This window comes from Vibrio sp. Vb1729 (assembly GCF_033338655.1).
Taxonomy (GTDB): Bacteria; Pseudomonadota; Gammaproteobacteria; order Enterobacterales; family Vibrionaceae; genus Vibrio; species Vibrio alginolyticus.
The window spans coordinates 210,964-236,004 of the sequence record NZ_JAWOTB010000044.1 but is presented as its reverse complement, the minus strand read 5'-3'; the positions used below and the strand labels follow the sequence as shown (position 1 = coordinate 236,004).

The 25,041-nt window shown below is 45.1% G+C and carries 22 protein-coding genes; 11 read left to right on the top strand and 11 right to left on the bottom strand.

Translation table 11 applies throughout. From position 1 onward, the window contains the following. Window positions 1-45: 45 nt before the first annotated feature. Window positions 46-1,269 (bottom strand): MFS transporter, encoded by a 1,224-nt coding sequence (locus tag R7E29_RS17755; protein WP_005377873.1) that lies wholly within the window; start codon window positions 1,267-1,269, stop codon window positions 46-48. Between the two features lie 106 nt (window positions 1,270-1,375). On the opposite strand from R7E29_RS17755, the gene R7E29_RS17750 reads away from it, so the two are divergent. Then, window positions 1,376-2,245: a LysR family transcriptional regulator gene (locus R7E29_RS17750; RefSeq protein WP_005389786.1), complete on the top strand. Its 870-nt coding sequence runs from the start codon at window positions 1,376-1,378 to the stop codon at window positions 2,243-2,245. Window positions 2,246-2,272: 27 nt separating this feature from the next. On the opposite strand, the gene R7E29_RS17745 is transcribed toward R7E29_RS17750, so the two are convergent. Continuing rightward, window positions 2,273-2,503 carry a glutaredoxin family protein gene (locus R7E29_RS17745; RefSeq protein WP_005377871.1) on the bottom strand — a complete coding sequence of 77 codons (231 nt, stop codon included), beginning with the start codon at window positions 2,501-2,503 and terminating at the stop codon, window positions 2,273-2,275. Between the two features lie 138 nt (window positions 2,504-2,641). On the opposite strand from R7E29_RS17745, the gene R7E29_RS17740 reads away from it, so the two are divergent. Together R7E29_RS17740 and rlmF are read left to right on the top strand one after the other, a co-directional pair. Continuing rightward, the gene (locus R7E29_RS17740; protein ID WP_005377870.1) at window positions 2,642-3,157 is read left to right on the top strand and encodes a M48 family metallopeptidase; all 516 of its coding nucleotides are present in this window, start codon (window positions 2,642-2,644) and stop codon (window positions 3,155-3,157) included. After that, complete coding sequence (rlmF, locus tag R7E29_RS17735; protein ID WP_065274415.1) at window positions 3,144-4,271, top strand: 23S rRNA (adenine(1618)-N(6))-methyltransferase RlmF; 1,128 nt, start codon at window positions 3,144-3,146, stop codon at window positions 4,269-4,271. The genes R7E29_RS17740 and rlmF overlap by 14 nt, the downstream gene beginning before the upstream one ends. A gap of 72 nt (window positions 4,272-4,343) precedes the next feature. On the opposite strand, the gene R7E29_RS17730 is transcribed toward rlmF, so the two are convergent. From R7E29_RS17730 to R7E29_RS17705, 6 genes are all read right to left on the bottom strand, one after another. After that, complete coding sequence (locus tag R7E29_RS17730) at window positions 4,344-4,664, bottom strand: hypothetical protein (protein WP_053350410.1); 321 nt, start codon at window positions 4,662-4,664, stop codon at window positions 4,344-4,346. 70 nt (window positions 4,665-4,734) lie between these two features. Next, window positions 4,735-6,330 (bottom strand): S41 family peptidase, encoded by a 1,596-nt coding sequence (locus R7E29_RS17725; protein ID WP_053303156.1) that lies wholly within the window; start codon window positions 6,328-6,330, stop codon window positions 4,735-4,737. 358 nt (window positions 6,331-6,688) lie between these two features. Then, on the bottom strand, window positions 6,689-7,453 hold the full coding sequence (locus tag R7E29_RS17720; RefSeq protein WP_033905155.1) for a hypothetical protein: 765 nt from the start codon (window positions 7,451-7,453) through the stop codon (window positions 6,689-6,691). Window positions 7,454-7,483: 30 nt separating this feature from the next. Then, window positions 7,484-8,158, bottom strand: coding sequence for a GntR family transcriptional regulator (locus R7E29_RS17715; RefSeq protein ID WP_053303155.1), 675 nt, complete (start codon window positions 8,156-8,158; stop codon window positions 7,484-7,486). Window positions 8,159-8,310: 152 nt separating this feature from the next. Continuing rightward, a complete protein-coding gene (locus R7E29_RS17710) occupies window positions 8,311-9,843 on the bottom strand; it encodes an aldehyde dehydrogenase (NADP(+)) (protein ID WP_054576449.1) in 1,533 nt (510 codons plus the stop codon). A 21-nt stretch (window positions 9,844-9,864) separates the two neighbouring features. Beyond that, window positions 9,865-10,866: a 4-hydroxyproline epimerase gene (locus R7E29_RS17705; protein ID WP_054576450.1), complete on the bottom strand. Its 1,002-nt coding sequence runs from the start codon at window positions 10,864-10,866 to the stop codon at window positions 9,865-9,867. Between the two features lie 109 nt (window positions 10,867-10,975). Between R7E29_RS17705 and R7E29_RS17700 the strand changes: the two genes are divergently transcribed. The 7 genes from R7E29_RS17700 to R7E29_RS17670 all read left to right on the top strand — a co-directional run bounded on the left by R7E29_RS17700 (window position 10,976) and on the right by R7E29_RS17670 (window position 18,785). Next, window positions 10,976-12,232: an NAD(P)/FAD-dependent oxidoreductase gene (locus R7E29_RS17700; RefSeq protein ID WP_054576451.1), complete on the top strand. Its 1,257-nt coding sequence runs from the start codon at window positions 10,976-10,978 to the stop codon at window positions 12,230-12,232. A 124-nt stretch (window positions 12,233-12,356) separates the two neighbouring features. Further along, window positions 12,357-13,430: a polyamine ABC transporter substrate-binding protein gene (locus R7E29_RS17695; RefSeq protein WP_054576452.1), complete on the top strand. Its 1,074-nt coding sequence runs from the start codon at window positions 12,357-12,359 to the stop codon at window positions 13,428-13,430. Between the two features lie 86 nt (window positions 13,431-13,516). Next, window positions 13,517-14,491 carry an ornithine cyclodeaminase family protein gene (locus R7E29_RS17690; RefSeq protein ID WP_005377853.1) on the top strand — a complete coding sequence of 325 codons (975 nt, stop codon included), beginning with the start codon at window positions 13,517-13,519 and terminating at the stop codon, window positions 14,489-14,491. Window positions 14,492-14,547: 56 nt separating this feature from the next. After that, complete coding sequence (locus tag R7E29_RS17685) at window positions 14,548-15,462, top strand: dihydrodipicolinate synthase family protein (protein ID WP_005377851.1); 915 nt, start codon at window positions 14,548-14,550, stop codon at window positions 15,460-15,462. A 73-nt stretch (window positions 15,463-15,535) separates the two neighbouring features. Continuing rightward, a complete protein-coding gene (locus tag R7E29_RS17680) occupies window positions 15,536-16,657 on the top strand; it encodes an ABC transporter ATP-binding protein (RefSeq protein WP_005377849.1) in 1,122 nt (373 codons plus the stop codon). Continuing rightward, window positions 16,654-17,934, top strand: coding sequence for an ABC transporter permease (locus tag R7E29_RS17675; protein ID WP_053350407.1), 1,281 nt, complete (start codon window positions 16,654-16,656; stop codon window positions 17,932-17,934). Before R7E29_RS17680 ends, R7E29_RS17675 begins: the two co-directional genes overlap by 4 nt. A gap of 2 nt (window positions 17,935-17,936) precedes the next feature. Further along, a complete protein-coding gene (locus R7E29_RS17670; RefSeq protein WP_054576453.1) occupies window positions 17,937-18,785 on the top strand; it encodes an ABC transporter permease in 849 nt (282 codons plus the stop codon). Window positions 18,786-18,905: 120 nt separating this feature from the next. On the opposite strand, the gene R7E29_RS17665 is transcribed toward R7E29_RS17670, so the two are convergent. Beyond that, entirely contained in the window at window positions 18,906-19,340 is a 435-nt protein-coding gene (locus tag R7E29_RS17665; protein ID WP_042521922.1) for a hypothetical protein, read from the bottom strand. A gap of 302 nt (window positions 19,341-19,642) precedes the next feature. On the opposite strand from R7E29_RS17665, the gene R7E29_RS17660 reads away from it, so the two are divergent. Beyond that, window positions 19,643-22,087, top strand: coding sequence for a collagenase (locus R7E29_RS17660; RefSeq protein ID WP_054576454.1), 2,445 nt, complete (start codon window positions 19,643-19,645; stop codon window positions 22,085-22,087). Window positions 22,088-22,247: 160 nt separating this feature from the next. On the opposite strand, the gene R7E29_RS17655 is transcribed toward R7E29_RS17660, so the two are convergent. Beyond that, entirely contained in the window at window positions 22,248-24,044 is a 1,797-nt protein-coding gene (locus tag R7E29_RS17655; protein WP_054576455.1) for an aminopeptidase P family protein, read from the bottom strand. Further along, entirely contained in the window at window positions 24,044-25,036 is a 993-nt protein-coding gene (locus tag R7E29_RS17650; RefSeq protein WP_017633963.1) for an ABC transporter ATP-binding protein, read from the bottom strand. Before R7E29_RS17650 ends, R7E29_RS17655 begins: the two co-directional genes overlap by 1 nt. Window positions 25,037-25,041: the final 5 nt, after the last annotated feature.

Below are 25,041 nucleotides of genomic sequence, written 5' to 3'. Positions count from 1 at the left end.
TGGTTATCCAAGTAACCAGAGAGGTATTACGCAAATGAGCGTACCTTAGCTACTCTTTAAACTCGCAGCGTCAGGTGTTTGGTCAGTATGCTTTCTTTCGGCAATGTGTTTCAAATACGCAATCGCAGCAAACATCGCTAGGTAGACGGCGCTTCCCCCCATGAGAACACTCGACCAACCACCATGTTGCCAACAATAAAGAAGTAAGAATCCTCCCAAACTACCGCCTACATAGTAGTGTACTAAGTAGAGCGCTGTCGCGGTGGCTTTGGCACGAGTGGCATTCTGACCGACCCAACCGTAGGCGAGGGTATGAGTAAAGAAGGCACCAAAACTTATCAGCAACAACCCAAATAGCATTGCAGTCAAGCTTTCAACCGCCGCAATCCACATCCCCGTCATGCTCACTATCGCGCCCAAGAACATGCCGAGGATTGATGAATAACGTTTACTCCAGTGGCCTGCGCAACGAGAGGAGAAAGTTCCTCCCAAGTAACAAATAAAGATCAGTGAGGCCAACCCGACGGGCACATTGTGAGGTTCACTCACCAGACGGAACCCCATTACGGAGTAAAGGTTGACGAACAAAGCAAAGTTGAGTCCTCCTATCAGCATCGCGAACCATACGCGTTGGTTTTTAAAATGACCAATAAGCGCACGATTTTGATGGCGCAAGCTGCTTGATGACGGGGTGAAGTTGCGCTGTGTTGGCAATAAATAGTGAACGCCAATGACACCAAGAAGAGTGAACACCATCATAACTTCAATGGCGACATCAACATTGAAATTGTCCGCCAATAAGCCGCCGCTAATACGTCCTGCAATACCGCCTAATGAGTTAGCCGCAATGTACGTTCCAATTGCCATCGAGAAAGCGTGCTTGTCGAGCTCTTCTGCCATGTAAGCCACGGCGACCGCAGCAAAAGCGGCGAGCGCGACACCGATCAGTGCTCGACATACCACCAAAAACAGGAATGAGTCACCAAACAGCATCAAAGCGGAAAGGGTAGGAATCGAAAACAGACCGGCCATCATGACTGGTTTTCGTCCCACTGATTCTGATAACACAGCCATTGGAACGAGGCTAAAAGAGAGAGCGAGTGTTGAGGCCGCAAATAACCAGTTCACTTGCGTTTCTGAGATCGTGAAAATTTGGGCAAAAGTGGGCAGCATTGGCTGTAGTAGGTATAAATTTGAAAAAACCAAGAAGGAACCAAGCGCTAGCGAGAGCGTAATGCGTTTGTATTCCGGTGTGCCAAAACTGACCATGAATCCTGCCTAATGTGAGCAAATGGAGAGACTGTGATCAATCTATCAGTTCGTTGTAAATTAAAAAAATATATTAAAAATATGGACACCATATATTTTTGATCTAATGGAATCGAAACAACTTAAACATTTTCTGGCGGTCGCTGAACACGGAAACATTACCCATGCGGCGAAAGCCCTGCATATTGCCCAGCCCGCATTAAGCATTTCTATCAAAAAGTTTGAGCAGTCTTTGGGCGTTACCCTATTTCGCCGTGATGATAAAAAAATCAGCTTAACGAAAGAGGGCGAAACGTTATTTGTACATGCTAAGCGGGTGATTCAACAGTTGCACGACGCGCAGCTCGCGATTGATGAGTTGAAAGGTTTAGCGAAAGGCGAAGTAAGACTAGGGACGCCATCAATGATGGGCAGTTATTTCTTTCCACGAATTGTGATGGCGTTTAAAAGCCAATTCCCTGAGTTAAAATTGACCTTGGTCGAAGCTGGAACTCAATCGATTCGTCGTATGCTGCTCAATGGTCAACTCGATATTGGTGTGATCAGTTGTGATAATGTGCCTGATGATCTAGAAACTGACCATTTGTTTACTAGCCAAATGGTCGCAGTTGTTTCACCTGAGCATGAGTTAGCCCAGCGACACGCTCTTACTTTTGATGAGTTCTTTGAACACGATTTGGTTATGTTTCAGCATGGCTATTTTCACCGCGAATTTTTGGATCAGGTGAGTGAGGAGCATGGGTTTACCATGAAGTCATCATTCGAGACCAACTTACTGCCTTTGATTTTGAGTATTGTAAAACAAGAGTTTGCGATTACCGCGTTACTGGAATTGGTGACTCAACATGAGTCGGGCGTTGTTGGCTTACCGTTTGAACCACCAGTGACGCTGGATCTGGCACTTGCTTGGCGCAAGCAGGGGTATTTATCAATAGCAGATCGAACGTTTATCGACTTTATCAAGCGCTACGTTTAAACGCAGCGCAGATTCATCGTCCGAGCACTAGTCGCCTTTGTACATCTTCTCGAAGTTCTTTGGGTTCCAGCCAATCATTACCCGATCACCAATTTTTAAAACTGGCACTGAACGAGCACCAAGCGCATCAAGTTCTTTGCGACCGCGTTGCATCTTAGCATTGCACAAACGATAGTTAATATTTTTCGAATCCAGATAACGTTGAGCATCTTTGCAGTGAGGGCATTTGTCTTTGACGTAAAGGACGACACGTTTCATTGAGTTTCTCTCCATTATCATTGGGAGGCGAAGTTTAACGGCCTTTCACAATAAATGAAAGGCGAAAGCTAAGGTGAAACTGTCCTTTATCTCAGGTATATTGAGCGCCTTTATTTTGTCATAACAGACGTTAATTCTATGCATCCGTCACTTCGATACATTCAAGGCTACCCACAAAACATCGTAGAGCAGGTGAGCTCATTGATAGCGAGTGGCAAGTTTGTTCCTTGGTTCGAGAAGCGTTATCCCGACAGGCACCAAATCAAAAGCGAAAGGGCGCTCTATGAGTACGCCATGGCAATCAAAAACCGCTACATGAAGAAAGCCGCGCCAATCAGTAAAGTTGTCTACGATAAGAAAATTCACGCGGTAAACAACGCGCTTGGTTTGCACAGTGTAATCAGTAGAAACCATGGCGGTAAGCTGAAGTCGAAAAACGAGATTCGCATTGCCAATGTATTTAAAGATGCGCCCGAGCCACTATTAAGGATGCTGGTGGTACATGAGTTGGCACATACTCGTGAGAAAAACCACGACAAGGCGTTCTATCAGTTATGTTGCTACATGGAGCCTGAGTATCACCAACTCGAATTTGATGCTCGTTTGTTTATGATTTATCTCGATTTAAAAGCGAATTTGAATGAAGAACAATAATCACAACGCGAAGCAAGCAAAGCCAAAGGCTTCAATGGCGGCTCAGAAGAAAGACGCGAATAAAGACAAGCCGAAGCGTGTTAAAGACAAAGTTGCGCGCAAATCCCCTCAGCCTGCAGGAAAGAGCGAAGTCGAGTTCATAAAAATAGCGAAGAATGGTTTGCATGAGCGTAATGTTCATCGAGGTCGTTACGATTTTAAAAAACTCGTGGAAAGTGAACCACAGTTAAAGCCATTCGTTATCAAAAATCCGAAAGGGGAAGATTCCATAAACTTCTCTGATCCTAATGCTGTTAAAATGCTCAATAAAGCATTGCTTGCTGCGTATTATGGTGTCGAGTTCTGGGACATTCCCGACACCTACCTTTGCCCACCGATTCCGGGCCGCGCTGATTACATTCACCGAGTGGCAGAACTACTTGATAGTGAAGTAAAAGGTCAGTACGCACACCAAAAAGTGAAAGCGTTGGACATTGGCGTGGGAGCAAACTGTATTTATCCGATTGTTGGTGTAACAAAATACGGTTGGCACTATACGGGCAGCGATGTCGATCCAAAATCCATCCAATCGGCTCAAACGATCGTAGAGCACAATCGTGTTTTGACGGGAAAAATTGCACTGATACAGCAACACAATGATGCCAATATTTATCGAGGTATCATTCAACCGAATGATCGTTATGATGTGACGACATGTAATCCGCCATTCCACCGTTCGGCGGAAGATGCCGCTATGGGCAGCCAGCGTAAAATCGATAATCTAAAAGCAAACCAGCGTAAGAAAGGGCTAAAACCTCAAACCGCACAAGTAAAGACAAGTAAGCCCGCGTTGAATTTTGGCGGTCAAAACGCTGAATTGTGGTGTGAAGGTGGAGAAGCGGCGTTTATCCGAAAAATGGCGAATGAAAGCCAAGCTTTTGCCGCGCAGGTCTTGTGGTTTACAACCCTTATATCCAAAAAAGACAACGTTCGCCCGATGCGTAAGCAGCTTGAAAAATTGGGTGTGAAAGCCATTCGTGTGGTTGAAATGAGCCAAGGACAGAAAGTGAGCCGCTTTGTAGCTTGGTCATACATGGATAAGCAACAGCGCAAAGCATGGATTGAACTAAAGTAACGTTGACCGTTTCACACTGAACAATAAAGTAGGAAGCCCGCTGATATCAGCGGGCTTCTCTTTTTGGGAGATCTAAAACTTAATGATGGGCTCACAATCTAGTGAACTGAGAGTGACAAAGGTATCTGTTTTGGCGTAGTACAAGCCACAGGTTTCACCTCTTATCTGCAACGTATATTGGTCTGGAAGATCCGTATAGCTGCCATCCAGCAGTTGATTGTTGTTACCTTTTACTCGTCCTTTTTCAATCAACAAATGCGGTGAGGATTCAAATACGTTATTTGCGATTCTAGGTGCTGGTGTCCCTTGGATTTCTGCGATCGCGTTTTGAATTTCTATGACTGTTTCCGGAGAGTTCTTTTTACTCAATGCTTCAACGGGTTCTTGTGACATAGCTTGACATCCTATCAAAGAAATTGAAGTGCCTAGGAAAAGCGCAACCCGAATCAGCATTCGTAAAAAGTTAGTTGATCTCAACATGAATTGCCTCTGTTCGTAGCGGAGAGCGAAGATCGCTTAACTCCGGAGATGAAATGTTACGCGGCATGGCGTTGAAACTTGAAGGGGATACTGGCGGACAGGTTCCTGTTTCCATGTAGTTTAGCGCCGCAGAAAGCATACCTTCAGACGGATCGCCTAATGGTTTTGTTAGGTCATCATTGACCCAGCAACCTTCCACTCTATTGTTTAAGCCTAGCTCGGTATTGATTTGGCTCTTTGGAGTAGGAATAAAACCATCAGCGAAGTCGCCAAATTTTTTCTCGTTCGCCGACTTGAACTGAATAGTGTAGTACATAGTGCCGCAGTTTTGTTCTGGTGAGAACCCATACGGTTTACCTGTGGTTGTTGAACCTATTTGGATAACCTCCACGTCAATGCCGCGCAAAGCGTTGATTAGCAGTTCACTTGAGGAAGCCGTGCCTCCTGAAGTCAGCACATATACGCGCTTTTTGTTCAGTGTCGGAAGCACTTGATCCGAATATTTCTGTGCTGCCCAGTCTATTGCTAGATTCGTAAAGCGATAGATGTTATCCCCATCTTTAATGGTACGCATCACTTTGTCATTATGAATCAACTCACTGAAGACTCGGTTCTGACCAGCACCGCTTAGCATGTAGCCTACTTGCGAGGACTGAAGGACTAAGCCACCGCCGTTGTAACGTAAATCAACGACGATCTCGTCAACATTCTCTGCTGAGAGCGTACTGAATGCCTCAATAAGCGGGGCTTGAGCGCTTGGTTCAAAGGAGTTGTATTGCAGATAGCCGATCCGCATACCATTGTGTGTAATCACTTTGGCATTTTTAACTGGAGAGGTCATGACATCAGAGGCGGTAAGCGTCACGGTTTTCTCTAGACCGTCAACACTCTCAAATGTGAAGGTGTAATCTTGATTGATGTCAGGGTTAAAGAGCGTTTTGTTGATAAAATCAATGTCGGACTGACTACCGGTGTTAACCACATCAATATTATTGATTTTCAGAAGCTTATCACCACGAGCAATGCCGCTTCTATCAGCTGGCGAGGCTTCTTCAGTGTAGGAAATACGAACGTCTCGAGGTTGTACGCCACGTAGGAATGCCCAGTTAAAACCAAATCCAGCAACTAAACCGGATTGCGATGATTTCATATCATCCTCATAAGGGACGGTAAAATGGAAGCGATCTTTTGGTTTACCCGTCGCGGTAGTAGCAGAGGTGACCAGCGTATTGAAGTAATCAGTAACAGTTTTGTAGTTTGCTGGATTATTATCAGGAACCTCGTCATACCATAGATACGTTTCGTTAGTAAAAGCTCTTAAAAAGAGTTTTTCGTGTAATGCAGAGCCCAATTTATCTGGATAGGCGGCATAGTTGTCATATGGGTCCAGTCCGACGCGGGGCGTTTCACATTGGTTGATAAACGTTTTCGACGATTGGCTAAAATCATGAACTTTCCATGTTGGACCGTTTGCACTGCTAGTGGATGGAGTAGGTGATGAGCTATCACCGCCGCCACCGCCACAGCCTTGTAATAATGCGAGAGTGACTGCCGTTGCTAAAGAATACTTAAATTTCACTTTTCTATGTCCTTATAAATAATAGAATTATAATTATGTGTTTTGCTTTTGTTTTTATTAGCTAGGTGAATGTATTAATTTAATTTGTTCGTCTGCAAATTTATAGTTAAATAGTGTGAGGTAAATAACGTAAAAAAGTTGTCTTTTATCCTTAAGCTAAATTAGTCATTACTTAAGTTTTCTGTCTATTTCAAAAGATCTAACAAGATAATTAATAAGTGTGAAATTAAGACAAGTTCTTAGTTGACTAAGCGATGCTTGCTAAATCAGAATTAGATTCAGGAAACGCTTTGAATCAATAGTTTGGTAGGGATATATGATGTTATCAGGGGTTTGTTTGATTTATTTGTCTGATGCTTTAACTTAATTTAGTGAGTTGAGCGACGTGCTTTAATAGGCTTCCGTCAATGTTAGGTAAATCATCAGCGAAAAATATCTGAGAACCAGGAGTGCAGCGCATTAATATATTTGTTAGTTCACCTTCATTGTTGGAAGTGTTAACTGCGTTAAGTTTCGCTAATTTATTACAAAGCTCGTCCTCTATTTGTACTTTCTGCTCTTCGGTGAGCCTAATGCGACCTATACATACGCCTGGGTTGATATCATGAGAAAGCGAATCTTGTTGAAATCGCTCTTTGAATAAGGTGTCTAATGCCGTACCTTCTTCCATAATAAATCGACGACCAGAACGGTAAAACAAGCCGTCTCCGAAGTTTTCGACATATCCTAGAATTTCCGCGATACGCAAATAGAATCTTAAGCTTGTATCAGAAAGTCCGTAAGTTTGGGCTATCTCTTGCGGTTTAATATCACGAGAAGTCAGCATATAAATAAAATCAAGTAAATAAGGATGCTCAACGAAAAGGGCGCTCTCTTCATCTGTTAGCATTTGCTCGTTTTGGTGCTGAAGCTCGTTGGCTAAGGTTGCGAGTTCGATGAGATCGGTATTCAGGTAGTTCAGATAAATAAGTACTTTATCCAAACCTAAAGCTGGATTATGTAGGTGGCGTTTAATACTAGATAAAGGGATGCCACTTTTCTCTGACAAGGAATTGTAGCAAAGCCCTTCTTCTTTAATCTTTTGTCGTAGCGCTGCAAGTAAAAACTTTGGTCCAACATTCATCCTTGAATATCACCTTATTCGTTATTCCATTTACTGGCTGATATTTTGTCTTTCAAGCAGCAGGTTTCGAATCGCTGTGCCCGCTTCTAGAATGTGCTTTTTCAGTAGATACTTGGCGCCTTCGATATCGCGATTTTGGCACATTTCAAACAAGTTTAAGTGCTCTTCTTCTGCCTTTTTAATGCCTGTAGTAAACAATAGCTGCATGCGTATGTATCGGTCACACTTTGTGTTCAGGTTGTAAATGACGTCCATAGTTTCAGGCATGTTGGCTGGCGCATATAGGGCTTTGTGGAACTCGTAGTTGTAGTTGCTCCATTCTTCTACTTCGTCGCCACTGTTCACTACTGACTCGAAACGTTCGCGAACTTCGCGCGCGCGTTCAAGGTCAGCGTCTGTCATATTTTGAATCGCACGCTCTAAAATGTGGCATTCCACGACAGCGCGCAGTTCAAATAGCTCATTGATTTTCTCTGGAGATAGCTCAGTGACCGTCGCACCTTTGTGAGGTTCAAAGCTAACGAGTCCTTGTGCTTCCAATTGAACTAACGCTTCACGCACAGGAATTCGGCTAACATTAAACTCTTTTGCTAACGCATCTTGACGTAAAGGTTGACCAGTTTTTAACTCGCCCTTCAAGATCTGAGTTCGAATTGCTTCCTCAACGAGCTGAGTACGCGTTTTAAAAACAGGTTTCTGTGACATTGAAGTCTCCCGTGAAATTAATATTGTATCCAATCCATTTTACTTTAGTAGTTTATTGTTTTTCTGGCACAAACCAACTAGGAAAGAAGGTTTTGAGAAGTAGAGTGAAATAAAAGGCATCAGTTGATGCCTTTTTGAGCCATTTGGTGATTTTATTGGGACACACTGCCATCTATGGCGCGTTGAATACCCAGTGGGTTCAACACTTTTAATGAATCCGGCAATAAAGATTCTGGCAAAGCTTGATAAGCGACCGGACGCAACCAACGATGAATAGCCTCCGCACCGACAGATGTTGAGGCAGAATTGGTTGAAGCCGGATATGGTCCACCATGAACCATAGCGTAACCAACCTCGACGCCAGTTGGCCAACCGTTGAATACAAGGCGTCCGGCGATTTCTTCCAAACTTGGAAGCAGTTGCTTGGCTTGTTCTTCGTCTTCAGCGGTAGCGTGAAGGGTTGCGGTGAGCGATCCAGTCAGTGAATCACTCAGTTTCAACATGTCATCGAAATCTTCACAGATTACGATTAACGATTGAGGACCAAATATTTCTTCCTCCCATTGCGGGTTTTCACGCCAGTTTTTACTGTCCGTCACGAACAGTGCTGGTGAGACATTGGTCGCTTCTGCTTGTTCAGAACGAGTGACGTTAATGCCTGTTTCGGAAGCTCGCTTATCCACTTCGGATTCATACGTTTCTCGGATTCCTTGCGTTAGCAAAGTGGCCGTTGATTGTTGTCGAATTAACCCTTGAGCGATTTCGATAAAGGCTTGCGTTTCTGGGCTATTCAAGACAAATACAACGCCTGGTTTTGTACAAAATTGTCCACAGCCCAAAGTCATAGAAGCCACAAATTCTTCAGCCAATGAGGCGTTTGCCCGTATGGCTGAAGGGAGAATAAATGTTGGATTAATCGCCCCTAGTTCGCCATAGAAGGGGATTGGCTCTGGTCTTTGCTGGGCTAGATTGAACAGCGCACGGCCACCACCGACTGAACCTGTAAACCCAACCCCTTTAATTTTTGGATGGGTAACGAGTGCTTGGCCAAGTGCACGTTTGTTACCTTGCAATAGCGTGAAGATGGCTTGCGGTAAGCACTCTTTCTCAAGTGCAGCCTCAATACACTCAGCAACAAGTTGACTGGTGCCAGGGTGGGCGGTATGGCCTTTTACAATCACAGGGCAGCCAGCAGCCAGTGCCGAAGCCGTATCGCCACCTGCAGTAGAAAATGCGAGCGGAAAATTAGACGCACCAAACACGGCGACAGGGCCAATTGCGATTTGTTGACGGCGAATATCTGGTTTTGGCAGTGGTTGACGGTTTGGGTTTGGCGTATCGAAAATTGCTTGATGGTGATTACCCGATCTCACAACCTCGGCAAATAGTCTTAATTGGTTCGCGGTACGTCCTATTTCGCCGCTTAAACGTGCTTCGGGAAGGGCAGTTTCTAAATGAGCACGAGCAACGATTTCTTCACTCTTCACTTCCAATTCAGAGGCGATAGAGCAAAGTAAGCTCGATCGCTTTGCATTACTTAGTTGGCGAAACTCACGCGCAACGTTTTGGGCGGCTGAGGCGGCTTGATTAACTTCTTGCTCTCCATGTACCGGAAACGCAATAGGTAGAGGCTCACCAGTAAAGGCGTTGACTGCGTAAAAAGTGGTTGGTTCTTGTGGGTTCATCATTCTTCCTTACTATCCTTATTACTTCACTTCAAATCCGTACGCATATGGATCTTCATCGTCTACCCATATTGTGTTGTGACCGTATACTTGTGCCCATCCTTCAATACTTGGCAAAATAGCGGCTTTGCCATTCACTTCGGTAATGCCTTCTATACGTCCTTGAAATAGGCTGCCGATGATACTTTCGTGAACAAAGTCTTCTCCTTGATTGAGTTTGCCTCTTGCATGCCATTGCGCCATGCGTGCACTAGTACCCGTACCACATGGCGAGCGATCCAACGCTTTGTCGCCGTAAAACACAGCATTTCGAGCGGTAGCGTTTTCTTGAGTGGGCTCTCCGGTCCATAGCACGTGAGAAACACCGCACACTGTTGGATCTTCTGGATGTACGCACTCAACCGCTCGAGATACCGCTTCGCGAACTTTTGGAGAAAGCATCAAAATTTCATCTGGAGAGTAGTGTTCAAGTCCGGCGTAGTTTTCTTGAGGATCGACGATTACGTAATAGTTTCCGCCATAAGCAACATCGACAGTGAGCTCACCTAAGCCCTCTATGTTCACGGTTACGTCTTGGTGGGCAAGGTAAGCTGGTACGTTAAATATCTTCACCGACGTGACCTTGTCACCTTTTGTTTGGTAGTGCACTTCGATTTGTCCTGCTGGGACATCAAGTATCAAACGGCCTTCTTTTTTGGGAGTGATAAGGCGATTCTCGATAGCGGTAGTGACGGTTCCAATGGTGCCGTGGCCACACATTGGTAAGCAGCCACTGGTTTCAATAAACAGAATTGAAGCGTCTGCGTTATCGCTGCAAGGAGGCAAGACAACTGACCCCGACATCATTGAGTGTCCGCGAGGCTCAAACATGAGTGCCTGACGAATCCAATCATAATGCTCAAGAAAGTATTGGCGCTTTTCGCTCATGGTATTGCCTTCGAGTGGAGGCACACCGCCTGCGACCAGCCTAACTGGGTTGCCGCAGGTGTGGGCATCAATACAGAAAAAAGTTCCTTGTCTCATTTTTCGCTCCTTGCTGAAAAAATGGTTGAATTAAACAATGGTGATGTTAACGTAATGTAAAATATATTGTATACAATCTACGTTTTCAAGTGTGACTCGGAGCATATTTATGTTGGTCAAGGATGAAACCAAAAAGGAAAGGATCGCCGTGATAGGTGCGGGGATTATCGGCTTATCAATTGGATTGAAGTTGCAGCAGCAAGGTTATCAAGTCACGATTTTTGATCCCAATGGCGTGGGGAATGGATGCTCTAAGGGAAATGCAGGCCATATCGCGACTGAGCAAATCTTCCCTCTTGCAACGCCAGCGCTGCTTTCACAATTACCTAAAATGCTGCTAGATCCCAAAAGTCCGGTTTCGATCCGTTGGCAAGATATTCCAAGCACTATCGGGTGGATGATTCGTTTTCTATTACAAACAAAGCCATCAGCCGCGGAGCAGGCAAAAAACGCGATTAAAACTCTTAACGAGCGGTCAGTGGCAAGTTGGCGTGGCATGCTTGATTCAATCGGAAAAGCGCATCTAATAAAAATGAATGGTTCATTGCTCACTTTTGAAAACGAGAAACTGTTTAAAGACTACCAAAGTACGCTTAACTCACTGGCTAAAAACGGTGTGGCGTATCAAGTTTGGACACAAGAGGCGATTCGAGAGAGGATACCTGATCTCAGCCATAAGGTTTTTGTCGGCGTCTTTTTTCCCGATACAGGTCATACGCTAGACCCTTATCAGCTCTGTGTTGAGCTAAGTGAAGCTTTTGAAGTTCTTGGCGGTATGGTTTTACAAAAAGGTGTATCTGCGTTGGCGAAAAATGGCGAGGTGTTGGTTGAGTCTCAAACACATTCATTTGACCGAATCATTGTTGCCGCTGGTGTACATTCTAAGCCTTTGATACGGCAACTAACCGGAGTCAAAGTGCCTATTCAAGCCGAGCGTGGTTATCACCTAATGGTGGATGACAAGCGTGATGTATTGCCATTTCCTATTAGCTCTGCCGATAGAAAATTCATCATGACTCCGATGTCTGGTGGGCTACGCTTGGCAGGCACTGTTGAGTATGCCGATGTAGAATCACCACCCAATATGAAACGTTCAGAAATGCTTTTTCAGTTAGGTGATGAGATGTTTGAATCGGGGTTAAATCCACTCAAGCAAGGAGAAAAGTGGATGGGGAATCGGCCTTCAACAGTCGACTCGTTACCGGTTATTGATAGCATTTGGGATGGAAATGTATTACTGGCATTTGGCCACCAACACCTTGGATTAACTCAAGCGGCGATTACGGCAGATCTCCTTTTAGAGCTTATCGAAGGAAAGCCGACATCGATTGATCTTTCACCTTTTTCATTACAACGATTCGCCTGAAAAAATTTAATATTAAATATTGTATAAAATATATTAAATGCTAATGTTAACTTAATTTTAACAAAAATGGTGTCCAACAGCCGTACTCGGATGCCTCCAGAAAAACAACCAAAAGGAGTAAAACATGTCACGAATGACCAAAGCACCATTGGCGCTGTTGATTTCAGGAATGCTGTTGGGGACCTCTGCTTATGCTGAAGACAAATTGACGGTCGTGTCTTGGGGTGGTGCATTCACCAAGAGCCAAGTGGAGGCATATCACAAGCCTTTCATTAAAAAAACAGGTGTCGAGATCGTATCCGAGGATTTCAGCGGCGGATTAGCCGAAATTAAAGCACAGGTGGAAGCGAACAATGTGCGCTGGGATTTGGTTTCTCTCGACAAGCCGGACATTGTTCGTGGTTGTGCCGAAGGGTTATTAGAACCAGTGAACCCAAGTATTTTGCCTCCGGGCGCAGATGGAACACCAGCACAAGAGGATTTTATTGATGGTGCGATTCACGAATGCGCAATCAATACCATCGTAGTGTCCACTGTATTAGCGGTGAACGAAGACGCATTTAAAGGTAAGGCTTTGCCTAGCAAGTTGACCGATCTCTTTGACCTAAAAACTTTTCCAGGTCGACGTGCATTGCAAAAACAGCCTCAGGGTAATCTTGAGTGGGCACTATTGGCTGATGGTGTAAAGCCAGAAGAGGTCTACAGCCTGCTCGAAACCGAAGCGGGGCGTGAGCGTGCTTTTGCTAAGTTGGATACGATCAAATCAGAAGTGCTGTGGTGGACAACAGGTGCCCAGCCACCTCAAATGCTTGCAGATAAAGAAGTGGTGATCGCCTCGGCGTTTAACGGCCGAATCCACAATGCCCGTAAAGATGAAGGTCAACCATTTCGGATTATATGGGACCGTCAAATGGGTTACATGAATGGATGGGCGATACCTAAAGGGAGTGAGAACACAAAGCTTGCATTGGACTTCATTGCTTTTTCTTCAGGAACAAAACCATTAGCTGATCAAGCTAAGTACGTTGCCTATGGGCCTACGCGTAAGTCGTCTTCGGCGGAGGTGAACCCAGACATTTTAGCGAACCTTCCTACCGCACCTCAAAACTTCCAAACCGCCTTCCTGATTAACGATGAATGGTGGTCAGACTACGCGGATGAACTCAATGAAGAGTTCAATACCTGGCTGCTTAACTAGGCGTTAATTTGTGTATGGGGTCGAGTTTTCATCCATAAGCGAGGTTCCGTACTTTCCTCAACTGTATTTATGTTTTCGGAGAAATGATGAAAGTCATCGAAGCACAGCAAGTCGCGCAATGTTTAACAATGAAGTCTCTTATTGAAACGATGCGTGAAATGTACTCGCGGCCAGCAACAATACCTCAACGCCGAGTCATGCCCTTAGAAGAGGGAGAATACGAGGCGTTTGCGCTACTTCCAGCTTGGAACCAGGAGTTGATTGCGGTGAAAGCCTTTACGTATTTCCCGCATAACCCTGAGCAAGGCAAAGATACGCTTGCATCTAAGCTGCTTGTTTTTAGACGAAACGATGGTGAGCCGCTCGCACTCGTGGACGGTAAAGTTTTAACGTTTTGGCGCACCGCCGCAGCTTCTGCGTTGGCAGCGGACTATTTGGCGCGTCCCGATGCTGATCGTCTGTTGATCTGCGGAACGGGCAATCTTGCGCCTTATTTTGCGTGGGCATACGCTGCGGTTCGCCCACTTAAGCAGGTTTATATTTGGGGGCGTAACTCAGATAAAGCCGAGGCGACGGTAGATGCCATTGTGTCATCTTCAGAGTATCAGTCGCTTCCTGATGAGCGTCGGTTTCGCGTTTCAGTCGTAGAAAAAGTGGACCACGTTATCAAACACGTTGACATCATCAGCTGTATTACTGCATCAGCAGAGCCTTTGTTTAATGGCGCAGACGTGCAGCCGGGCACCCATATTGATTTGGTCGGTAATCATGACTTGGACAAGCGTGAATGTGACTCCGAAGCAGTGCAACGAGCACAGGTGTATGTTGATAGCCGTATTAATGTATTAGCCGAAGCGGGCGATCTTCTCATTCCAATTCAAGAGGGCGTATTCACGTCAGACGATATCAAAGGGGAATTACCGCAGCTTTGCGCCCAACAAATCTCAGGACGTCAAAACGATGAGGTCATTACTTTATACAAATCAGTTGGCAGTGCTTTGGCTGATTTGGCCGCTGTAAAGGCGGTGTTGTTAGAAAATGGCATAGATAGCCATGTCTGAGCATTTTCGCTCGTTCATTTAAATTGCATACAATATACATATAAGGAAAGTAGTTCATGAAAATTGATTGGAAAGGTGTTTATCCGGCGGTCAGTACGCAATTTCGTCAAGATCAGTCAATTGACTTAGACGCAACGCAAACCGTTATAGACAACCAGATTAAAGATGGTGTGAATGGCATTATCTGCTTGGGTACTGTCGGTGAGAACTGCGCGTTGTACCCGGAGGAGAAACGCCAGGTTTTGCAAGCGGCAAAAGAAGTCGTAAATGGCCGTGTGCCTTTGATTGCTGGTACAGCAGAGTCTATTACCACAGCAGCTGTTGATTACATGCAGGATGCGTACAAAATTGGTATCGATGGTTGTATGGTGATGCCTGCCATGGTTTACCGCACGTCTGAGAGCGAAACGTTCGAATATTACCGCACGCTAGCAGAAGCAACGCCAGAAATGCCAATCATGATTTACAACAACCCGGTTGCTTATGGTGTCGATGTAAACCTCGATATCATGGCGAAACTGGCTGAGTTTGAAAGTATTGTAGCTATCAAAGAGTCGACCACTGATACTCGTCGTATCACCGAGCTTTACAATAAATTTGATGACCGCTTTACCGTGTTCAGTGGTGTTGATGACATCGCTCTTGAATCATTGATGCTAGGTGCGACCGGCTGGATTTCTGGTTTAACCAACGCATTCCCAGAAGAGTCCGTTGCGATTTATAAACTGGCAAGCCAAGGTCGTTATGCTGAAGCGTTAGAGATCTACCGTTGGTTCTTACCCCTACTGCGTTTAGACACCATTCCTACGCTGGTTCAGTGCATAAAATTGGCCGAGCAAGTCTGCGGACGTGGCTCTGAACAAGTTCGTGCGCCACGCCAACTCTTACAAGGTGAAGAGCGTCAACAAGTCATTCAAATGGTTGAACATGCGTTAGAAACCCGCTTAGACCTATCCAAATACAATCTGTAATTGTGCTGTTTAGTAGAGCGTTAACTGACGCTCTACTCATTCGTAATATTCAAAAAATGAGAAGAGGGAAGTCATGAGCACGGAAAACAAGGACTATGTCAGCTTTCAACACGTTAAGAAAACCTACGATGGCACGAATTTGGTGGTGAAAGACTTCAACTTAGATATTACTCCTGGAGAGTTCGTTACTATGTTGGGGCCGTCAGGATCGGGCAAGACCACTTGCTTGATGATGCTAGCAGGCTTTGAAACTGCGACCGGTGGAGACATTTATATCGATGGCGTTCCTGTCAATCATCTCGCGCCGCACAAGCGCGATATTGGTATGGTGTTTCAAAACTATGCGTTGTTTCCACATATGACCATTGCTGAGAATCTTGCGTTTCCTTTAAAGGTGCGAAAACTCGACAGTGACACGATTCAAAGCAAAGTTCAGAGTGTATTAGAAATGGTCGAGCTTGAGCATGTTGCGACTCGATACCCGAAGCAGTTATCAGGTGGTCAACAACAGCGTGTTGCGTTAGCGCGAGCATTAGTGTTTGAGCCTAAACTCGTGTTGATGGATGAACCACTAGGCGCGTTAGATAAGCAGCTGCGTGAGCAAATGCAGATGGAAATTAAACATTTGCATGAAAAGCTTGGCATTACCATTTTGTATGTGACGCACGATCAAGACGAAGCTCTCACTATGTCCGACCGTATTGCGGTTTTTAATCACGGCGAAGTGCAACAACTCGCGACACCAACCGAGCTTTATGAATCTCCGAGTAATACGTTTGTTGCGCAGTTTATCGGAGAAAACAACCAACTCTCAGGTTTAGTCAAAGAGTGGAACGGAAAGTATTGCCAAGTGCTCGTTGGGAAAGAGTTATTTACTGCGAAACCTGTCAGAGTCTCTGAGCAAGGGCAGAGAACAACACTTTCCATTCGACCAGAAAAGATTGTTATTCAACCAGAGAAAGCGTCTTGTGAGAACCAAGTCTCGGGCGTCCTACGAGAATTGATTTATCACGGTGATCATTATCGTCTGGTCGTCGAAGTAGAGAGCGTTGGTCACTTCATCGTTAAAGTACCTAACGATAATCGTAAACACTTGCAGTTAACGCCTGGCTCAATTTGTCGTATTGGTTGGCAAAGTGACGATTGCCATGCTCTTGATGGGACACAAACTCAAAGTAGCGAGGTAGCAGCATGAGTCGAGAGCTAACCGCATTAGATTCTGTATTGGAAATCGAACGCCAAGTTCATGAGCAAGAAACCAATTTGAAAGCGCAGTTGCAAAAGGCCGAGCGCCGAAAAAAGCTTCGCTCCATTATGCTCACAACGCCATTGGTGTGTTTTATTCTGCTTACGTTTGCTTTTCCTATCCTCGACATGCTTTATCGAAGCGTGGATAACCGAGAAATATCCCTGTCACTACCACAAACTATTCAAGCCTTAGAAAGTTGGGATTATCAAGGTCAGCCTCATCAAGAAGTCATTGAGGCATTCTCTGTTGAAGTACTTGCGCTTTATCAAAGCAAAGAGCTGCCGAAAATAGCCAACCGGATGAATATTGAAGAGTCTGGTATGCGCAGTTTACTCATGAAAACCGGCAGAAAGTTGTCTCGTTTGACGTCGCTGCCGAGCTCGGTGACACAGTTGGCTAAGCTGGATAAGCGATGGACTAATCCTAAATATTGGGCGGCGTTTAAGAATCTTAGTGGCGCATTAACATTCAGTCACTATCTTGCAGCGCTAGACTTGCAAGTGAATGAGTTTGGAGACATTGAGCCCCAACCAGAAAAACGCCAAATATACGTCGACCTTTTCTTTAAAACTTTTTGGATGTCTATTTCAATCACCTTAATTTGTTTGGTGATGGCGTACCCCGTTGCTTACCTGCTTGCCAATTTACCTGATAAGCGCGCGAACTTACTTTTAATTATTGTGCTGCTGCCATTTTGGACATCATTGTTAGTCAGAACCACGTCTTGGATTGTTCTGCTGCAAAACCAAGGGGTCATTAATGATCTCCTTATTTGGTCGGGTTTTACTTCTGAGCGAATTCAGATGATTCACAATACCTTCGGAACGGTGGTGTCTATGGTGCACATTCTGTTGCCTTTTATGATCCTGCCTCTGTATAGCGTAATGAAAGGAATTAGCCCAACTTATTTCCGTGCCGCTCGTTCTCTAGGCGCGACGCCTTTCATTGCGTTCATCAAAGTTTATATGCCGCTTACGTTACCGGGGATAGGTGCGGGGGCCTTGCTTACTTTCATTCTTTCTATTGGCTTCTACATTACGCCCGCTTTGGTTGGTGGAAGAAGCGGACAGATGATCTCCAATATGATTGCCTATCATATGCAGACATCACTGAACTGGGGGATGGCTGGCGCATTGGGTGGACTGCTTTTGTTCGTTGTACTGGTTCTGTTTTATATATTCAACCGTGTGGTTGGTATTAATAACCTTAAGGTAGGAGGATAACCATGGCATTACCAAACTATGCATCAAAAGTAGAGCGAGTTGCTTACGCAGGTTACTTAGCTTTTTGTGGGGTGGTGCTGTTCTTTTTAATCGCTCCAATTCTGACCATCATCCCGTTATCGTTTAATGCAACGCCTTACTTTACTTTTACCGAGGGGATGTTAAACCTTGATTCGGAAGCGTATTCTACTCGCTGGTATCAAGAAATGTTTACTAGTGATCAGTGGCTGTTGGCGCTGAAAAATAGCACGTTCATTGCTTTTATGGCGACACTCGTTGCAACAGGGCTGGGAACTCTGGCGGCGTTGGGTTTAGCAAGTAGTAACTTGCCTTTTCGCAATACGATTATGGCGCTGTTGATCTCGCCCATGATCGTACCAGTCATTATCTCTGCTGCTGCGATGTACTTTTTCTACACACGCCTTGGCTTATCACAAACTTATTTAGGCGTCATTTTGGCACACGCTGCGTTAGGTACGCCTTTTGTCGTCATTACCGTTACTGCGACGTTAAGCGGCTTTGACCATAGCTTGGTAAAAGCGGCGGCTAGCTTAGGAGCAAACCCTGTTTATACTTTCAGACACATTACCTTTCCTCTGATTCGTCCGGGGATGATTTCTGGCGGCTTGTTTGCTTTTGGCACTTCGTTCGACGAGGTTGTGGTGGCGTTATTCCTGACTGGGGCAGAACAAAAAACCGTTCCTAGGCAGATGTGGTCAGGAATTCGAGAGCAAATCAGTCCGACTATATTGGCGGTCGCTACGTTGCTGATTTTTATGTCGGTGTGTTTGCTCGTGACTTTAGAAGTTCTACGTAGGCGTAATGTACGCATTCGAGGCATTCAAGAATAACCAAACTTTTTCTTTGTTGCTCGCTACGCACTTTTGTTTAGGTGCTCCTCAATTTTTGACCAAATGCGCCTCATTGTAGGCGCTTGTCTTTTGTGTTTATCATCAGCGATGACTGACATGTCACTCCTGTAGATTAATGCCAGCCTGCTCGAAACGTGCCAAAGGCGACTTGTTTGATCGCTGATACCAACTAGCTGGCATGTTTGGTTTAAGTCGGGCTTTCTCTTCCTTGCTAATCACAACATAGTGCAAAAACGCATTAAGTGTGGTTACCATCACGTTAAACGTCATTTCCCCATCTTTGCTGATGGATTTCAATAACCCAACGACGGTTTCCTCAGAGACTAACGGTTCAACCACCGCCTTTTTTCGCTCTTTTATTGATGTTGAAGCGGGCAGTCTTGCACGTGCCGTCTCCCAACAAACTTTGTTGGTTTTACTGACAAGGTTGTGCTTGTAGCAGTAGTAACTGAATAAAAAGCGTGGCAGGTTTTGCCAGCGTTCGGCTTGGACTTCTAACCAAAGATGTTGTAGCTCAATATCAGCGTCGGTCATAGGAGTTGTTTAGCAAAAAGAAAAGAAACCATTTTATCGCTTTTGTGAGGAGCAATAAAAGATATTTGAATGGAAAGATAAACAACTAGTTGATCAATATTACTAAAGCAAATCGATTTCTGGCAAGCTCGTGCAACGGCAACTCGAGTACCAAAAACTGACACCGTCACGTTCAGTTGTTAACAAAATGTTTCATCTTGTCTTGCGAGTAGATTATATGGAGATGCTCTTGCAGTAATAAGGGCAGTGGCGATGCAAAAGACGTAATGCATTTAAGGAAAACTCAATATAGAAGAAATTAGATGGAACTGAAGACTTTGAGTGTCGCGATTGCGACAACATTAACCAGCACTGGCGTATTTGCGTTAAGCGAGCCAGTTTCTCAAGTTACAGAGCAACATGCACATTCGGCTCATACACACGGTGTTGAATCCAATCGAGTTGAATACCAACCAACCGCAACTCTCCCTATTCAGCCCTCCAAGGCAACTCGAGTACAGTCACTTGAAAGCCTTGATGAGTCGAGCACTGCTTGTGATTTGGAAGCATTGGTTACCGAAAGCAGTAACCAATTGATCAGCGAAATTTTAAGTCAGGGCGCGACGTGCGTGAACCAGTTATTCTCTGCTGAAAGTCGGATTCAGGAGTCGGTATTTAGCTCCGATCATATGTACAACATTGCGAAGCGCACTACGACATTGGCGAAGGGGTATACAGGTGGCGGGAGCGATGAACTCGAAACGTTTTTCTTATACTTGCGCGCGGGTTATTACGCCGAGTTTTACAATGACAACATCTCATTTATTGAATGGGTTACCCCAGCGGTGAAAGAATCCGTGGATGCGTTTGTTAATAACGCAAACTTCTATGAGAACAGCGACCGTCACGGCAAAGTGCTTAGTGAAGTCATCATCACTATGGATAGTGCGGGCTTGCAGCACGCGTACTTACCGCAAGTGACCCAGTGGCTTACACGTTGGAATGATCAATACGCCCAGCACTGGTATATGCGCAATGCAGTTAACGGTGTTTTCACTATTTTGTTTGGTGGGCAGTGGAACGAGCAATTTGTGCAAATAATTGGCAACCAAACGGACCTTGCCAAAGCTTTAGGCGATTTTGCTCTGAGGGCATCATCAATCGGTGCTGAAGATGAGTTCATGGCCGCGAATGCGGGGCGAGAGCTCGGGCGTTTGACCAAGTATACGGGTAACGCGAGTTCTGTTGTGAAGAGTCAGCTGAGTCGAATCTTTGAACAGTATGAAATGTATGGTCGGGGTGACGCGGTTTGGCTTGCGGCGGCGGACACTGCCTCATATTACGCAGATTGTAGTGAGTTCGGAATTTGTAATTTCGAAACTGAGCTAAAAGGCTTAGTGCTATCGCAAACTTATACTTGTAGTCCAACAATTCGAATATTGTCCCAGAATATGACGCAAGAGCAACACGCGGCCGCATGTTCTAAAATGGGTTACGAAGAGGGTTACTTTCATCAGTCATTAGAAACTGGTGAACAGCCAGTAAAAGATGACCACAATACTCAGCTCCAAGTCAATATCTTCGATTCAAGCACCGATTATGGTAAGTACGCAGGGCCAATTTTCGATATTAGTACTGACAATGGCGGTATGTACTTGGAAGGCGATCCTTCCCAGCCGGGGAATATTCCCAACTTTATTGCTTATGAAGCCTCTTATGCGAACGCGGATCACTTTGTCTGGAACTTAGAGCACGAATACGTGCATTACTTAGATGGTCGATTTGATCTCTATGGAGGGTTTAGTCATCCAACTGAAAAAATAGTGTGGTGGAGTGAAGGCATTGCAGAGTATGTCGCTCAAGAAAATGACAACCAAGCAGCACTTGAGACGATTTTAGACGGCTCGACATATACCTTAAGTGAGATTTTCGAGACTACTTATGATGGGTTTGATGTCGATCAAATTTATCGTTGGGGGTACTTAGCTGTACGTTTTATGTTTGAAAATCATAAAGATGACGTAAACCAAATGCTGGTGGAAACACGCCAAGGGAATTGGAGCAATTACAAAGCAACGATCACCCAATGGGCGAATTTATATCAAAGTGAGTTTGAGCAGTGGCAGCAAGCCCTTGTCTCAAATGGTGCACCTAATGCAGTCATAACCGCAAACAACAAGGGGAAAGTCGGTGAAAGCATTACATTTAGCAGTGAAAACAGTACAGACCCAAACGGGAAGATCGTCAGCGTCTTATGGGACTTCGGTGATGGCTCGACAAGTACACAAACCAAGCCGACGCACCAATATGGGAGTGAAGGGGAGTATTCGGTCAGTCTAAGTGTGACAGACAGTGAAGGCTTGACGGCAACCGCCACTCATAGTGTTGTTATCTCAACGTTGGGCGGTAATGACACATTGCCACAAGACTGCGCGGTGCAAAGTAAAGTAAGCGGTGGGCGCCTAACAGCAGGAGAGCCTGTTTGCTTGGCAAATCAACAAACCATTTGGCTGAGCGTGCCAGCGGTGAATGAGAGCTCAAATCTGGCGATAACGACGGGGAACGGTATGGGCAACCTAAAGCTTGAATACAGTAACTCTGGTTGGCCGGATGGTGCTAATCTTCACGGGTGGTCAGATAATATTGGTAATGGAGAGTGTATTACGTTGTCAAATCAGAGTAACTACTGGGGCTACGTTAAAGTCTCTGGTGACTTTGAGAATGCCGCCATCGTCGTTGATTTTGATGCTCAGAAGTGTCGTCAGTAGGGCATTTTAACTGCATCATTTTAATTTAATTGATCGCCTCGCTAACATTGCGGGGCGTTTTTGTTTTTCACGCCGTTATCTCTATAAAAAAACCAGCCCGAAGGCTGGCAAACAAGGAGTTTGAGATGAAAATGAAAACGTTATAAAGCTTGCTGATATCCTATTTCTCAATAAGTTGGGTTGTGCGTTGAAGCCAGTTTTTATCTTGCGTATCAAGAAAAGGGCTAAGTGCTTGATAGACTCGTGAATGGTAATGATTGAGCCAGTCTAGCTCTGCTTGATCTAGCATTGATAAATCAAGGGCGTTGGTCGCAATTGGAGCAAGAGTGATGGTCTCAAAACCGTAAAACGTGCCGAACTCATTTTGTTCTACTTCTACAACTTTAAGAATGTTCTCTATTCTTACCCCGTACTCACCTTCGCGATAAACGCCTGGCTCATTAGTAATGACCATACCCGGTTTTAGTTCAACCTCGTGGTGGCTTTGCGAGAAATTTTGTGGGCCTTCGTGAACATTCAAGCAAATGCCCACGCCGTGTCCAGTGCCGCACTTGTAATCAATACCATGTTGCCATAAGACGCCACGCGCCATGATATCAAGATTGGCACCCGTAGAGCCTTTCATGAATCGAGTCTGAGTCAGTCGGATGACCGCTTTGAGCACCAAGGTATAATCTTTGCGCTGCTTAATGGTCGGTGACCCGAAGTGGAAAGTACGGGTGATGTCTGTTGTCCCGCCAAGGTATTGGCCACCAGAATCGACGAGAAAGAAGTTGCTTTCATTGACTGCCGCATTGCTTTCTTCATCGGCGGCATAATGCATTTTTGCCCCGTGAGCTGCGAAGCCTGCGATAGTGCGGAAACTGTCACTCACATAATGTCGGGTTTGACGGCGATAGTGATTCAGTTGTGCCTCAGCAGACAATTCTGTAACGAGTCCGCTTGGAACTTGCTCTTCGAGCCAGTTCATAAACCTTACGATTGCCACACCATCATCTGTTAATGCCTGTTCTAGGCTAGTTAGCTCGGTCGCATTTTTTATGGCCTTCATTGCCGTTACAGGGCAAGCCATTGGCTTTAGATTCACATTCCCTTCAATCGAACTCACCAATAAGCTGTCTGTGTGGGTCGGGTTAAAAGCGAGCGATAATCCCTCACATTGCTGATTCAAATACTGACTTACGTAGTTGTAATGGCGAATGTGTACACTCTGATCGGTCAGCGCTCTTTCAACGTCTTGAGGCAGTTTGGCTTTATCAATAAACAGTGTCGCAAGTGATTGCTCTACGACTAGATAGGCTTCAGAAACTGGGCAGTAATTCGTATCACCACCTCGAATATTCATTGTCCACATGACATCATCTAGCGTTGACACTAATAAGCTATCTACTTGGTTCTCGGTTAACCAAGAACGGATTCTCGCTAACTTATTTTCAGTGTCAACGCCAGCAAAAGCGGTGGGGTGCTCGAATACGGGTGCACTTGGGCGAGGTGGTCTTTCAAGCCAAATCGGTGTGAGTAAATCCAGGTCGAGAATGATCTTAATGTTTTTCGCTTCAAAGGTTTGTTTGAGGCCTTGATAAAAAGCGTAACTGATGGTGCGCCCGTCAACCGCGATAATACTGTTTTCTGGTAGCGTGGTAGCCAGCCATTTGGCAACTGTCGGCGTTTCTGGTTGTTTGGCTTTAAACAGTTCAAGTCCTGTGCCGTGTAACTGTTCTTCAGCTTGAATATAGTAACGACCATCAGTCCACAGGCCACCACCTTGTTGGGTAATGACGACATCGCCTGCTGAGCCGGTAAAACCTGAAATCCAGCTTCGCGCTAACCAATGATCCGCTGAGTATTCACTGTTATGTGGGTCATTGTTGGTCACGATATATGCAGACACGTTGTGAAAGGACATTGCCTCACGCAATAACGTAAGGCGTTGGTTTACTGAGTTAGTATTGTTCATTAAATGGTTCCTAAAGTCATATTTGAGCAATAGATATGATGCTGCTCCGAGCCTGTTTTTATTGGGTTCTGTTGCCCGCATACTTCTGTTGCTTCTGGGCATCGAGTACGAAAAACGCAACCGCTCGGTGGGTTAAGTGGAGAAGGAAGATCGCCGGGCAATAGTTGTATTTCACGGTCACGTGCTAATTGCGGATTAGCTATCGGGACAGCAGATAACAGTGCTTTGGTGTAGGGGTGTTGAGCATCATCAAATACTTGATCGTAACGTCCTACTTCCATAGGTTTACCAAGATACATCACCATAACGCGGTCGCTGATATGGCGCACCACGCTTAAGTCATGCGCAATCATCACCAGTGTTAACCCCATTTCTTGTTTAAGATCATCTAGAAGATTGATGACCTGAGCTTGTATGGAGACATCTAGTGCACTAACGGGTTCATCACACACGACCAAATCTGGATTGAGAATTAATGCTCTGGCAATGCCCACACGCTGGCATTGACCTCCGGAAAATTCATGTGGATAGCGGTTTCGCTGGCTCGCCAAGAGACCCACTTTATCCATCATAGCGATGACACGCTTTTCTACCTCTGCCCGTTTAAGCTTTGGCTCGTGGGTGAGCAGTGGTTCGGCGATGCATTCTGAGATGGTTAACCTCGGATTCAAACAAGCGGATGGGTCTTGAAACACCATCTGAAATTCTCTGCGTCGAGAGGAAAGCTCTTTTTTACTAAACCCGAGCATGTCTTGACCTTTCCAAGTCAACTCGCCATGTGTAGGTTCAATTAAGCGAAGTAAGGCGCGAGCAAGTGTTGATTTTCCGCAGCCTGATTCCCCCACAATGCCAAGTGTCTCACCTCGGTAAACATCTAAGTCGATACCATTGACCGCTTTCACGATTTTACGTCGACTTGGAATAAGATGACGTGAAACAGGAAAGTGGACGTTTAAATCACGAGCAGACATGAGGACTTCTTTTTTATTCATAACGC

Coding starts and splice junctions, on each gene's coding strand:
- R7E29_RS17700 (WP_054576451.1), top strand. CDS start 10,976: ATGTTGGTCAAGGATGAAACCAAAAAGGAAAGGATCGCCGTGATAGGT.
- R7E29_RS17730 (WP_053350410.1), bottom strand. CDS start 4,664: ATGTCACAAGAACCCGTTGAAGCATTGAGTAAAAAGAACTCTCCGGAA.
- R7E29_RS17655 (WP_054576455.1), bottom strand. CDS start 24,044: ATGAACAATACTAACTCAGTAAACCAACGCCTTACGTTATTGCGTGAG.
- R7E29_RS17715 (WP_053303155.1), bottom strand. CDS start 8,158: ATGTCACAGAAACCTGTTTTTAAAACGCGTACTCAGCTCGTTGAGGAA.
- R7E29_RS17720 (WP_033905155.1), bottom strand. CDS start 7,453: ATGAATGTTGGACCAAAGTTTTTACTTGCAGCGCTACGACAAAAGATT.
- R7E29_RS17695 (WP_054576452.1), top strand. CDS start 12,357: ATGTCACGAATGACCAAAGCACCATTGGCGCTGTTGATTTCAGGAATG.
- R7E29_RS17705 (WP_054576450.1), bottom strand. CDS start 10,866: ATGAGACAAGGAACTTTTTTCTGTATTGATGCCCACACCTGCGGCAAC.
- rlmF (WP_065274415.1), top strand. CDS start 3,144: ATGAAGAACAATAATCACAACGCGAAGCAAGCAAAGCCAAAGGCTTCA.
- R7E29_RS17660 (WP_054576454.1), top strand. CDS start 19,643: ATGGAACTGAAGACTTTGAGTGTCGCGATTGCGACAACATTAACCAGC.
- R7E29_RS17665 (WP_042521922.1), bottom strand. CDS start 19,340: ATGACCGACGCTGATATTGAGCTACAACATCTTTGGTTAGAAGTCCAA.
- R7E29_RS17745 (WP_005377871.1), bottom strand. CDS start 2,503: ATGAAACGTGTCGTCCTTTACGTCAAAGACAAATGCCCTCACTGCAAA.
- R7E29_RS17670 (WP_054576453.1), top strand. CDS start 17,937: ATGGCATTACCAAACTATGCATCAAAAGTAGAGCGAGTTGCTTACGCA.
- R7E29_RS17750 (WP_005389786.1), top strand. CDS start 1,376: ATGGAATCGAAACAACTTAAACATTTTCTGGCGGTCGCTGAACACGGA.
- R7E29_RS17740 (WP_005377870.1), top strand. CDS start 2,642: ATGCATCCGTCACTTCGATACATTCAAGGCTACCCACAAAACATCGTA.
- R7E29_RS17680 (WP_005377849.1), top strand. CDS start 15,536: ATGAGCACGGAAAACAAGGACTATGTCAGCTTTCAACACGTTAAGAAA.
- R7E29_RS17675 (WP_053350407.1), top strand. CDS start 16,654: ATGAGTCGAGAGCTAACCGCATTAGATTCTGTATTGGAAATCGAACGC.
- R7E29_RS17690 (WP_005377853.1), top strand. CDS start 13,517: ATGAAAGTCATCGAAGCACAGCAAGTCGCGCAATGTTTAACAATGAAG.
- R7E29_RS17755 (WP_005377873.1), bottom strand. CDS start 1,269: ATGGTCAGTTTTGGCACACCGGAATACAAACGCATTACGCTCTCGCTA.
- R7E29_RS17685 (WP_005377851.1), top strand. CDS start 14,548: ATGAAAATTGATTGGAAAGGTGTTTATCCGGCGGTCAGTACGCAATTT.
- R7E29_RS17650 (WP_017633963.1), bottom strand. CDS start 25,036: ATGAATAAAAAAGAAGTCCTCATGTCTGCTCGTGATTTAAACGTCCAC.
- R7E29_RS17710 (WP_054576449.1), bottom strand. CDS start 9,843: ATGAACCCACAAGAACCAACCACTTTTTACGCAGTCAACGCCTTTACT.